This window comes from Streptomyces sp. NPDC006529 (assembly GCF_040611795.1).
Classification (GTDB): domain Bacteria; phylum Actinomycetota; class Actinomycetes; order Streptomycetales; family Streptomycetaceae; genus Streptomyces.
On sequence record NZ_JBEXPB010000013.1, the window covers coordinates 21091 to 32449 of the forward strand.

An 11359-nucleotide genomic window follows, 5' to 3' on the forward strand; every position below is an offset into this window, starting at 1 on the left:
ACGTGTCTGCCTTCCCTCCCGCTGGGACACCCGCGCGCGTTGCTCCCACGTCCGATGACCCGTGACGGCCCCTCTCGGACGCCCAGGTCGATATGGGCAGTCGAGTGGCCAAGTCGGTTACGGGAAGCGGGTGTTGCCTATCCCGCCGAATCGGGTAGAGACTGCTTGCGAGCCGAGAGAAGGTGCGCCCATGGCAGCAGCAGGACCGGAGCGCGTCGCCTGGTTGTCCGAGAGACAGTTGGCCCGAGCCTGGCCGACCATCCGGGCGACCTGCCTGGACGCCACCGCGAACGCCAACGGAGTCCGCAACAACCACCGTGTAGCGCACGGCACTTGGGGACCGGTCCAGTGGCGTGCGTACCATCCCGCGGACGTCGCCCGGGTGGCCAGGGCGATCGCCGACGGCACCGCCGAGCTCCAGCCGCACTGGCGGAACGACACCCCCGAGGCGAAGCTGCTCGATCAGCGCCTTCGCAGGGAGAACCTGCCCGGTGCCATCGGGTGCGGGCTGCTCATCGCCGTCCCGTTGTCGATCATCGTCGTTCTCCTGATCATGGCCTGGAACGCCGCCTCCGGATCGTCTTAGCCGGCGCGCCCCTGCGAGCACGGCGAGGGCGGGGCGGAAGCCGGCGCACCAGACGACGGCATCCGCTTCGGCTCGGGTGCCGTCGGCCCATTCGGGACCGGTGGCGGTGAGGCGGGTGAACATCGGCTTCGCCGCCAGAAGCCCGGCATCACGGGCCGCCCGGACCGCGGGCACCGCCACGATGTCGCCGAGAGCGGCAACGCCGCCGACGTCCGGGCCGCCCGAGTCGAGGGCGCGCTGGCGGGCGGTCGCGGCGTCGAAGAGGGCGCGGCCGTCGATGTCGTCGGGGAGGTAGCGGGGCGGGCGCTGGGTGACCCACGTCAGGTCGGCGGTGGATGCGAGGTCAGCGGCGATCTGGGCCCCGGAGTTCCCGCCGCCCACCACGATCACCCGCTGCCCGGCGAACTCGCCTGGGCTTTTGTACTGGACGGTGTGTCATGAGCCGAGCTGGTTGTCCGTGAACTTCTTGCGCCAGGCCAGCGACACATGGACGAGAGCCACGAGGACGGGGACCTCGATGAGGGGGCCGACGACGCCGGAGAGGGCCTGCCCGGAGGTGACGCCGAAGGTGGCGATGGCGACGGCGATGGCCAGCTCGAAGTTGTTGCCCGCCGCGGTGAAGGCGAGGGTGGCGGTGCGGTCGTAGTTCAGGCCGATCGCCTTGCCGAGGGCGAAGGTGCCGAATCACATCACCGCGAAGTAGACGAGCAGCGGAAGCGCGATCCGTGCAACGTCGAGGGGCTGGGAGGTGATGGTCTTGCCCTGGAGGGCGAAGAGGATGACGATCGTGAACAGCAGCCCGTACAGCGCCCAGGGGCCGATCTTCGGCAGGAACTTCGCCTCGTAGTCCTCCCGGCCGAGCTTCTTCTCGCCGATGCGACGGGTGAGGAAGCCGGCGAGCAGCGGGATGCCGAGGAAGATGACGACGTTCAGGGCGATCTTCCACACGGAGATGTCGAGGTGCTCGCCGTTGCCGAGGCCGAGCCAGCCGGGCAGCAGGTCGAGGTAGAACCAGCCGAGCACGCCGAAGGCGATGACCTGGAAGACGGAGTTCAGGGCGACCAGGACCGCGGCGGCTTCGCGGTCGCCGCAGGCGAGGTCGTTCCAGATGATGACCATGGCGATGCACCGGGCGAGTCCCACGATGATCAGGCCGGTGCGGTACTCGGGCAGGTCCGCCAGGAAGATCCAGGCGAGCACGAACATGAGGGCGGGGCCGAGGAGCCAGTTGATGACCAGGGAGGAGATCATCAGCCTGCGGTCGCCGGTGACCGCGTCGAGCTTGTCGTAGCGGACCTTCGCCAGCACCGGATACATCATGACCAGCAGGCCGACCGCGATGGGCAGGGAGATCCCGCCGATCGCGACCTCGGCGAGCGCGTCGTTCAGGCCGGGGATCAGTCGTCCGAGCCCGAGCCCGAGGCCCATGGCAAGCAGGATCCAGACCGCGAGGTAGCGGTCGAGCGTCGACAGCTTCGCCACGACCGAGGCGTCCTCGGTCGTCGCGGGAGCTTGGGTGGGGGTCACGGACAGGCCCTCTTGTTCTCGGCAGCGGAGCGAGCGGTGGCGGCCAGGTCGGCGAACTGGCCGGCGAGCTGGGCGATGACGTCCGGACGCAGCTTGTAGTAAGTGAAGCGGCCGCACGGTTCGGTCTCCACGACCCCGGCCTCTCTGAGCACCTTCAGGTGGTTGGACAGGTTGGTCTGCTTCGCGCCCGTCTCCTCCACGAGGTGGGTGGTGCACAGGGTCTCGCGGGCGAGCAGGGTCACGATCCGGAGCCTGAGGGGATCGGCCAGGACCCGGATCAGTTCAGTGTCGACTGACGTCATCATGGACTGATACTGTCACATCATTCCGGCCTGACATCAGTCTGGGCTGAGTCATGGGGCTGAGTCATGGATCATGCCGGCGCCCGGCAGACCCTGGTCGATGAAGGAAGAGGCGATGTCCTCCACCCCGCTCGCGTCCGTCCTGTTCGTCTGCATCCACAACGCAGGCCGCTCTCAGATGGCCGCCGGGTTCCTGCGCCACCTGGCCGGAGACCGCGTCGAGGTCCGCTCCGCCGGGTCCGTACCCGGCGAGCGGATCAACCCCTCCGCGGTGGCCGCGATGGCCGAGCTGGGCATCGACATCTCCGGCCAGAAGCCGAAGGTGCTGACCCCCGAGGCCGCGCAGGCGTCCGACTACATCATCACCATGGGCTGCGGGGACGCCTGCCCGTACTTCCCCGGCAAGACCTACCTCGACTGGCAGCTCGAAGACCCGGCCGGCCAGGGCGTCGAGGCCGTCCGCCCCATCCGCGACGAGATCAAGGGCCTCATCGAAGGCCTGATCGCCGAGATCGACACCAAGAAGCAGGGCTGACCCCGCGACCGACACGACCCCCACCACCGCCGCTGACGGCATACGCGAGGTCATCATCATCGGCTCCGGCCCCGCCGGATACACCGGCGCCCTCTACACCGCCCGCGCCCAGTTGTAGCCGCTGCTGTTCGGCAGCTCCATCTTCGTCGGCGGCTCCCTCACCACGACCACCGAGGTGGAGAACTTCCCCGACCGGGGGCGCACGCTCTCCCCCGGCAACGGCGGCCATCGGCATCGCCGTGACTCCGGCGGGCGCGCCCTGCCGCCTGATCGGATGCCGACCGCACGCTCAAGCCCCCGCCGCTGGTCCGGACAACGACCATGCGTGGCCCCGGGAAACCGGACTCCGGCCACTGCCGTCGGATCACGGCCGGTCGGGTCAGGACCGCGTCCAGGGCGCCGGTGACGGCGGCGGCCAGAGTCAGGAAGGTTCCTCCACCATCAAGACGATGCAGCCGATCCCGCACTCAGAACGAGGACACGGAACTGTTGCGGCGGGGGCGACCCAGGGTCCGCTGACCGTTGGTCGGCGGGCCCCAGCTCGGTGGAATCCTTCCCTTGCTGCCGGCGAGTGGGGAGATGCCTGGCCGCCATGGGTCACGCTGTGCGGTTCCAATGGCGGCGAGTCCGCGTGCTGCCTGCTCTGCGGTACCGGTGGGGGCCTCAGTGGGCGGGTTGCAGGGCGGGGTTGAGGGTGAGGCGGTTGTCGGTGGGGTGGTGGCCTTCGGGGCTGAACGGCGGGACCGTCCCGGGAATGCAGTCGGCGATCAGCAGGCAGTCATGGTGGCGGTCTTCGGCGGTGGCCGCGACAAGGGGTTCGCCGTCGGGCGCCCAGATGCCGGAGTTGCCCCGGTACTGCCAGGCGCCGACGGGGACCTGCTCCCAGCCGCGGCGATTGGCGTAAGCGATGAACAGACGCCAGATACTGGCCATGGCCGGGATGATGTGGCGGGTGGCGTCCTGGTAGGGAACTGGGCTCATGCTGCCGTCGGCCAGCCGAAAGTGGAAGTCCGCAGCCGTCGGCCCGAGGACAACCTGCGCGTTCTGTCCGGCGAGGTACTGGTACAGCGGCGGGAATTCGCACTCGTAGCAGTTGAGCACCCCCACTGCGATGCCGTTCATGGTGACGACGGGCGGCAGCTCCTGCCCGAAGGAGTAGTTGCGCCGCTCGGCGGCCCCGTACAGGTGGGTCTTGCGGTAGTTCGCCGCCACCAGCCCGTCCCCGGTGATCACGCTGATCGAGTCGTAGAAAGCGGTCCCGTCGCGTTCGGGGTAGGGCAGGACTACGGCCAGGGCGTTCTCCTTGGCCGCCAGCCGGGCGCGCTCGATCGAGGGACCCTCGCGGTGCTCGGCCAGCTCCCGGCACTGCTCGGGCCCGATGGCGTAGCCGGTGGTGTACTTCTCCGGGAACACCACCACCTGGCAGCCGTAGTCGGCCGCGAGCGCGGCAACCTCGACCAGGCGTTCCAGGTTCTGCTTCACCGCCTGCCGGGTACCGACAGGGCCCTGGCCCTGATACAGGGCCACCCGCAGCCCTTCACCGACAGCGGGCGCGGCATGCGAGGCGGAGCGGAACACGACACGGACGGGCTCGGTCATCAAAGGGACGTCCTCGGTGAAGGGCGGTCCAGGTGACCGCCACGCCAGCAAGAACGATTCACCGCGCCATCGGAAACCAAGATCCTCGTCCTCCACGCATCGAACCCGATCGACACGACCTCCCAGAGAGAGCTCACAACGGAACGGCAGAGAAGTCGGAACGGTCCGGCTCGGAGTGTCTTGCAGTTGCGCCGCCCCGCCGGCCTTCACCTTCAGCCAGCGGGGGAAGACGGCGGCATGTGCGGGAGACCCGAGGCTGACGCCGGTCGGTCTCGGGTCTGAGGCGAACCGGCGATCAGTTACGGATCAAGGCGGATGGCCCGGGCGGGGACGGACGCCAGGATGAGGCGACCCCATCAACGGGGCCCGCAAGCACCTGGAGAGCCCGATGACTGCATTGCCCCGCCCCAGGACGATGGCCCTCCCGGCCCTACTCGCCGCCCTCGTCGTCGGCTTACCCCTGAGTGCTGCCCCCGTCGCGTCCGCCGAGCAGCGTGCCGACAAGACCGCGTACGCAAGCGTCACGGGGAGCGCGGAGTTCGTCCTTCCCTACTACCCGGACAAGGACGTCCGCTCGTTCAGGTTCGACGCGCAGGCGGCTCCGTACAGTCGGCCGTTGCCGGGGATCCCGACGGGGCTTCCGACCGATGCTCGGGGCACGGTCACGGTCTCCCACTACTCCGCGGAGCGAAACAAGACCTACACGTCCGAGGGCCTCGTGGACTGCCTGGTCACCGGCCCCCACACCGCGACGCTGACGGCGATCATCACCAGGGTGAGCGACGGCGGCCCGGTAGATGACGTCGGCAAGCGGGTCGGGTTCAGTGTCTACGACAGCGGCGAGGACAAGGGGCGCTCCCGGGACCGCGTGGGCTTCTCCTGGAACGGAGTGAACCTGCTGCCGACCGGCGACGCCGTTCCCGCGGAGGCCCTGGTCGGCACCTGCATGGCCCCGGCCCCGTACGCCCCGGTGACCAAGGGCGGCTACACGGTCAGGCATGCCGAGCTGCTTCCTCTGCCGAAGGACTGACGGGCTGGCCGTTTCTCTCGGACCACCCGGCTGACCGGATGAAGACGTCTTTGTTCACGAGAGTTCTCGTGAACAAAGACGTCACCGCCACCAGGCGCTCAACCACCACCCGTCCAGCCCCAGCAGCTCACGGCTCCGCCGACTCGTGAGAGCGGCTGAGGGGCGGGACGCCGAGCCGACGGCTTGTGCGCTGGGCGCCCGGAGCAGCAGGACATCCGCGAACTGGGTGGCCGTTTCGGCTCATCCCGCAGTCCCTCACGGGTCCGGCTGCCACGCCGCCGCACACAATGAGGTCTCGGCCGCCTCCGCGTACAGGGCCGCGCCCAACCAGGCGCGGGCGAAGTCGGTCGGGTTGGCGGGGAGCAGGCGGCCGAAGGGGTCGCGGGCGCGCCGGGTGGCGGTGCGTTGCAGTTCGGCCAGGAGGTCGGCGGCGGTGGGGAGGGCCGAGCGGCGCAGCTGCCCGGCGTCGGCCGACAGCGATCCGGGGACGGCCAGGAAGGGGCGTCCGGCGGCGACGGCCTGTTCGAGGCGGCGGCGCAGGAGGTGGAGGGGGGCCGGGTCCGTCCCTCGACCGGTGGGGACCTGTGCGACGGGCGGCGGCGGGGCGGAGGGGAGGTCGGCGCGTTGCAGCCGGTCCAGCCCCAGGTCGACGCGCCGGGCGGGATCCGCCGGATGGGCGGCCGCCAGGAGCTGGAGGGTGGGCCGGGGGTCCGGGACGAGGCGGCCGACGACCCGCAGGCGCGTGCCGGGCAGGGCTGCCAGCATCCGGAGGTTGTCCCGGTACGCCAGTGCGGGATGGTCGTGGGCCGCGGTGAGCCGGAGCGTAAGGTCGCCGCACGTGGCGAGGAGGCAGTCGCCCCCGGTCTCGCGGGCGGGGCCCATGAGTGTCACGTCGAGGAAGAGCAGGTCGGCGCCGGGAGCGTCGGAGTGCAGGGCGCGCGCGGCCTGCACGGCGGCCGGCGGGACCCACAGGGCGGCAATGGGTTCGTCCGTCCAGGCCGCGCCCGACGCTTGGACCGCCTTGCACCCGGCGCCCGCGCCGAGGCGGCCGGTGGGCGAGACGGTGGCCCCCGACAGGGCGAGCCCGGCGTGGGACAGCTGGCGGTGGGTGAGCGCGGTATCGCCCAGGCGTACGGTGCGCCCGGCTGCCGCCGTGGCACGGCCGGGGCCGCCCGGGGCGACGTCCGAGACCGTGTGGAGGCGGCCGTCGGCGGCGGCGGTCCAGGTGATGGCGCCCGCGTAGCCGCCGGCGGTGATCAGGGGTTCGGTGAACAGGCCGTACAGGCGCAGGGATCCGTCCGGCAGGTAGGTCTGCCGGGCGGTGCCGCGCAGGGCGGCCAGTTCGGGGCCGGTCGCGTCGGGCAGCCGGTGGGCGGTGCCGAGCAGTTCTCGGACGGCTGCCGTGAGGTCGGCGAGGCGGTGGGCGGGGTCGGCGGAGCGGGCGGAGCGCAGCGCGGTGACGACGGAGACGGCGGCCGCGGCCGGGCGGGGCAGACCGCCGAGCTTGGCCGTGTGGGCCGCCCGCAGCAGCTCGGACTGCAGGACCGCTCCGGCGCCTTCGATGCCCGTGTCGAGCACGGCGGCGCCCGCGGCCCACAGGTGGCCGGCCGCGGCACGCTGATCGGGGGTGGCCGCGCTCTCCTGAGCCTGCGGCGTCTCCGGCGTCTCCGGCGTCTCCGGGGATCCGGCGTCCGCGCCGGAGGACGATTGCCCTGCGTCCGCGCCGGAGGCCGGGCGGGCAACGGGTTCGGCCACCAGGTCGGCCACCGGCGCGGCGGACGCGATCGCCGCCCGGTGCAGGCAGCCCGGGGCGAGCAGGCAGCCGCAGCGGATCGCGTCCACCGTGGTCACCATCCCGGCGGGGGCGTGGAGTTCCAGGCCGGTCTCGTCGTCGACCGCGATCCGTACGGTGTCGCCGTCGCGGGTGACGGGCCGGTCGGCGATCTTGGTAATGGCGGCGTCGAGCCGCTTGCGCAGCCTCGGCGAGAGCGCGCCGACGATCTCGGCGGTCACGGCGGGCGCGACGGCGGGCAGGTGGTGGCTCATGCGATCTTCTCCCCTACCCAGCGGGCGAGTTCGAGCGGGCTGAGGGCGGCTACCGGCATCCCTGCGGCGACGAGCTGCCCGGCGACGCCGGTCGAGTACCGGGGGCGGCCGGCGTCGTCCAGGCTCGCGCAGCCGAGTACGTGGCACCCGGCTCCGACGAGGGTGCGTACCTCGGAAAGGAGCCCGCCGACCGGGTAGCCCTCTTCGAAGTCGCTGATCACGACGACCAGGGTGCGGGACGGCACGGTCACCAGGGTGCGGGCGTGGCGCAGCCCGGCGGCGATGTGGGTGCCGCCGCCGACCCGTACCTCCAGCAGCAGGGACAGCGGGTCGTGCACGTGGTCGGTGAGGTCGATGACCTCGGTGGAGAAGGCGAGGAAGTGGGTGGAGAGGGTGGGTACCCCGGCCAGGACGGCGGCGGTGAGGGCCGACCAGATGGTGGAGGCCTCCATGGAGCCGGAGACGTCGGTGACCAGGACCAGCCGCCAGTCGGCGGCGCGCCGGGCGCGGGAGCGGAACACCGGGTGCTCGGGGATGATCTGGACGCTGCCGTCGGCGGTCCGGCGGGCGGTGGCGAGGTTGGCGCGCAGGGTGCGGGCCAGGTCGAGCTGTCCGCCGGGGCGTCGGCTCGGGCGGGGCAGCGTCATGCCGGTCAGGGCGGGGCGCAGCCGGGTGGCCAGCTGCCGGGTGAGTTCGTCGACGAGCCGGCGGACGAGGGGGCGGAGTACGCCGAGCCGGGCCTCGGGGAGGCCGCCCGCGTGCTGGAGTACCGTGCGCAGCAGGTCGACGGAGGGGCGGACGACGGCGGGGTCGAGTTCGCCCAGGACGTCGCGGCGGCCGGTCGCGGCGGCCGCGGCGAGAACCTCCTCGCGGATGCCGGGGCCGAACAGGGCGGACAGTTCCTCGGACCATTCGCGGACGCCGGGGTAGGGCGCCTGGCGGCCTCCGCGGTTGCCCGCGCCGAGATCGCCGCGGGAGCCCTCGCCGCGGCCGTTGCCGTACAGCTCGTCCAGCGCGGTGGCCAACGGCGCTGCGGATGGGGGCAGTTGCTCCGTGCGGCGGCCGAGCACCAGTCGCCAGCGGTCGGCGGGGGCCAGGACGCGGTCCGGTGCGTGTGCGGTCTTCCCGGCCGCGAACGCGGCCGGTGGCAGGCCGGCCCGTGGTGCGGCCGCGCGGTCGGCGGCGCCACCGGGCGCAGCGGCGGCCGGGGCCGGTGGCTGGCCGGGGGCGTGCGGCGGCGTACCGGTCAGGCCAGGGGGCGTGGGCTCCGCCGCGGTGGCTGGTGACGGTTCGCCGCCGCGGTGATCGCCGTCTTGCGGCGGCGTCGCGGACGGTCCGCAGAGGTCGGGTTCCGCCGGGAGGGCGGGTGGCAGGAGGCCCAGCCGGGCCAGGGTCTCGCGCGCGGCCAGGTCGGCGCGGGTCCACAGCGCCAGCGTGGCGGGGTCGATGCCGTCCGTGTCGGTGACCAGGCCGGCTGCGTCCCCGAGCCGGGCCTCCACCGCCGCGAGCAGCCGGTCGCGGGCGGCGGGGCTGAGTGTGTCGAAGCCGCCGCGCAGCGCGGGCAGGCGGTCCAGGAACGCGGTGTCCGCGAGGTCGGTGACCCGGTCCAGCACCGGGTCGAGGACGGGCGCCATGGTCTCCAGGAGCGGAGCGGCCGCGGTGAGCAGGCCGGTGAGGCGCGCGGTCAGCGCGGTCCGGGTGGCTGCGTCGGTGGCCGCGTCCACCCAGGACGCGGTACGGGTGCCGAAGGCGTGGGCGTCCTCGTGGCCGAGCAGGACGCGGACGGCTCCGGCCGCCCCGGACATCAGGGGCGAGCCGTCGGCGGCCAGCCGGGTGAGGGCGTCGGTGAGCCGGATCCCGCCGAAGACGTCGGCGCGGTGGGCGAGTTCGAGCAGGGCCCGGGCGTCGTCGGGGTCGTCGGAGCCGGTGAGGCCGTCGACCTGGCGGACGGCGGCCGAGGTGAGCAGTTCGCCTGCCGCCGCCGACCGCGCGGCGCGGTCCGGGTCCGGGCCGAGTCCGGCGACGTGGCCGGCCCGGATACGGTCCAGCAGGCCGAGGGCGGCCAGCAGTTGGGGCAGCGTGCCGGTGGCCGGGACGACCTCGGCCAGTTCCGTGAGCCGTTCGTCTGCCAGTGCGGGCAGTCCGCAGGCGGCGGCCTGCGCGAGGCCGTCGGTGCTCTGGGCGGCGGTGGGCCCTCCGTCGTCCTGTTCGGCTCGGCGCCGTTCGCGCAGCAGGCCTTCGGCGGCCTGGGCCGGGGTGGCGCCGCGGATCCCGGCGGCGGTGAGCATGGCGGCGGTGGCCGGGGTCCAGCGCACCTCCCACCGGGTGGTCAGGGCCTCGCCGGCGCCGGCGCCCGTGACGGGCGTCGACGTGGCGTAGGGGATGCCGCAGACCGTCAGCCGGCGCAGCAGGAGTTCGCGGCGGCGGTCGAGGTCGGAGCGCAAGGGGTCGAGCCGCAGGTCGCGGGCGGCGGGGCCCGTGTCGGCGGGACCGGGCAGGCCCAGGGCCGCGACCTCGTCCTCGACGGCCGGTGCCAGACCACTGCGCGGGGCGGCGGGCGCGGGCCGGCCGGAGCGGGTGCCGACCAGGACCCGTTCCAGCGATCGGGCGACCGCGCGCCCCCGGCCGAGGGGTTCGCCCTGGGTCAGTACGGTCTGCACGGCTTCGATGAGTTCGCCGCGGCCGGGCGCGGGCAGGTCGCGCAGCCGGGCGAGGTCGCCCGCCAGCCGGACGATCTCGCGGGCGTCCGCGGGCCCCGAGGGGTGGTCCTGCGCACGCAGTTCGCCGCAGATCCGTACGGCCGTGGTGAGCAGCGCCTCGTACAGGGCGGCCGGGCGGCCCGCCGCCTCCAGAACGAGGTGCTGCCATTCGGGGTCGCGGATGCCGGCCGGATAGCCGGAACGCTCGTCCAGCAGCGGATAGGTGTACGGGATGAGGGAAACGGTCCAGGCCGGCCCGCTGGGGAGCGCGTCCTCGGGCGGCACCGGGCCGGGCCCGGGGCCCAGCAGCGCCGGGGTGTGGAAGGCGCCCACGACCACGGCTGCCCGGCGGCCGGCGGCCGTGGCCTCCTCGATCCGGGCGCGCATCCAGCGCTCGCGGGCCAGGTCCGACGCGGCCACCGCCCCGGCCCGTTCGGCGTCGTGCCGCAGTGCCCAGCCCGTGAGCAGGGCTGCACGGCGCAGCGCCTCGGGCGGGGAGCCGGGGGCGGCGGTTTCCACCAGACGGTCCCACAGGTCCTCGCCGGGGCGGCCGGTGAGGCGGGCGGTGAGCGCCTCGCGCAGCCCGGGTCCTTCGTGCCCCGCCCCGGCCGGGCGCGGGGGCTCGTGCCGGGCGGGGTCGGACAGCGGAAGGTCGCAGGCGATCACGGGGACGTCGTGGCGGGCGGCCCAGCGCAGGGCGACGAGTTCGGGCGAGAAGTCGGCGAACGGGTAGAAGGCGGGCCCGCGCCCCTCCCCCGCGCCGTCCCTGCCGGAGGTGGCGGGGACGGCGGCCAGGGCGACGGGGGCCCGGGTGTCGGCGTGGGCGAGCCAGGGCAGCCACTCCTGCAGATCCGCGGGGAGCTCGACGAGCAGCACCTCGGGCTTCGCCGCCTCCAGTAGCTCCGGCATGACGGCGGCGAGCGACGGCGCGTGGTGGCGCACGCCGATGAGGTACGGGGCGGTGGGGTCGGTCAGGGCCGCCACCGCCTCGTCCGGAGTCATGGCGGGGGCGGCGGAGTCCGGTGGAACGGTGGA

Annotated in this window: 7 protein-coding genes and 3 pseudogenes; 4 read left to right on the plus strand and 6 right to left on the minus strand. The window is 73.4% G+C overall.

The features are described 5' to 3' along the window. The first annotated feature begins 190 nt into the window (after nt 1-190). On the plus strand, nt 191-586 hold the full coding sequence (locus ABZY31_RS12695) for a hypothetical protein (RefSeq protein ID WP_356408420.1): 396 nt from the start codon (nt 191-193) through the stop codon (nt 584-586). Nucleotides 587-598: 12 nt separating this feature from the next. Here ABZY31_RS12695 and ABZY31_RS12700 read toward each other — a convergent pair. The 3 genes and pseudogenes from ABZY31_RS12700 to ABZY31_RS12710 all read right to left on the minus strand — a co-directional run. Continuing rightward, nucleotides 599-1021 (minus strand): annotated as a pseudogene (locus ABZY31_RS12700) (pyridine nucleotide-disulfide oxidoreductase); the annotation flags it as partial. Next, nucleotides 1022-2113, minus strand: a pseudogene (arsB, locus tag ABZY31_RS12705) (ACR3 family arsenite efflux transporter). Then, on the minus strand, nt 2110-2418 hold the full coding sequence (locus tag ABZY31_RS12710; protein WP_356408423.1) for a metalloregulator ArsR/SmtB family transcription factor: 309 nt from the start codon (nt 2416-2418) through the stop codon (nt 2110-2112). The pseudogene arsB and the gene ABZY31_RS12710 overlap by 4 nt, the downstream one beginning before the upstream one ends. 112 nt (nt 2419-2530) lie before the next feature. On the opposite strand from ABZY31_RS12710, the gene ABZY31_RS12715 reads away from it, so the two are divergent. Together ABZY31_RS12715 and ABZY31_RS12720 are read left to right on the plus strand one after the other, a co-directional pair. Beyond that, the gene (locus tag ABZY31_RS12715; RefSeq protein ID WP_356408426.1) at nt 2531-2950 is read left to right on the plus strand and encodes an arsenate reductase ArsC; all 420 of its coding nucleotides are present in this window, start codon (nt 2531-2533) and stop codon (nt 2948-2950) included. Between the two features lie 40 nt (nt 2951-2990). Beyond that, nucleotides 2991-3140 (plus strand): annotated as a pseudogene (locus ABZY31_RS12720) (thioredoxin-disulfide reductase); the annotation flags it as partial. Nucleotides 3141-3613: 473 nt separating this feature from the next. Here the strand turns inward: ABZY31_RS12720 and ABZY31_RS12725 are convergent. Further along, complete coding sequence (locus tag ABZY31_RS12725) at nt 3614-4549, minus strand: nitrilase-related carbon-nitrogen hydrolase (protein WP_356408429.1); 936 nt, start codon at nt 4547-4549, stop codon at nt 3614-3616. 388 nt (nt 4550-4937) lie between these two features. On the opposite strand from ABZY31_RS12725, the gene ABZY31_RS12730 reads away from it, so the two are divergent. Continuing rightward, nucleotides 4938-5579 (plus strand): hypothetical protein, encoded by a 642-nt coding sequence (locus ABZY31_RS12730; protein ID WP_356408431.1) that lies wholly within the window; start codon nt 4938-4940, stop codon nt 5577-5579. Between the two features lie 255 nt (nt 5580-5834). Here the strand turns inward: ABZY31_RS12730 and ABZY31_RS12735 are convergent, their stop codons facing one another. Both ABZY31_RS12735 and ABZY31_RS12740 read right to left on the minus strand, forming a co-directional pair. Next, nucleotides 5835-7625, minus strand: coding sequence for a hypothetical protein (locus ABZY31_RS12735; protein WP_356408434.1), 1791 nt, complete (start codon nt 7623-7625; stop codon nt 5835-5837). After that, on the minus strand, nt 7622-11326 hold the full coding sequence (locus ABZY31_RS12740) for a DUF5682 family protein (RefSeq protein WP_356408670.1): 3705 nt from the start codon (nt 11324-11326) through the stop codon (nt 7622-7624). The genes ABZY31_RS12735 and ABZY31_RS12740 overlap by 4 nt, the downstream gene beginning before the upstream one ends. Nucleotides 11327-11359 lie beyond the last annotated feature (33 nt).

Bases quoted from the DNA above. Each gene is read 5' to 3' on its own strand.
- ABZY31_RS12695 (WP_356408420.1), top strand. From the start codon at position 191: ATGGCAGCAGCAGGACCGGAGCGCGTCGCCTGGTTGTCCGAGAGACAG.
- ABZY31_RS12710 (WP_356408423.1), bottom strand. From the start codon at position 2,418: ATGATGACGTCAGTCGACACTGAACTGATCCGGGTCCTGGCCGATCCC.
- ABZY31_RS12715 (WP_356408426.1), top strand. From the start codon at position 2,531: ATGTCCTCCACCCCGCTCGCGTCCGTCCTGTTCGTCTGCATCCACAAC.
- ABZY31_RS12725 (WP_356408429.1), bottom strand. From the start codon at position 4,549: ATGACCGAGCCCGTCCGTGTCGTGTTCCGCTCCGCCTCGCATGCCGCG.
- ABZY31_RS12730 (WP_356408431.1), top strand. From the start codon at position 4,938: ATGACTGCATTGCCCCGCCCCAGGACGATGGCCCTCCCGGCCCTACTC.
- ABZY31_RS12735 (WP_356408434.1), bottom strand. From the start codon at position 7,625: ATGAGCCACCACCTGCCCGCCGTCGCGCCCGCCGTGACCGCCGAGATC.
- ABZY31_RS12740 (WP_356408670.1), bottom strand. From the start codon at position 11,326: ATGACTCCGGACGAGGCGGTGGCGGCCCTGACCGACCCCACCGCCCCG.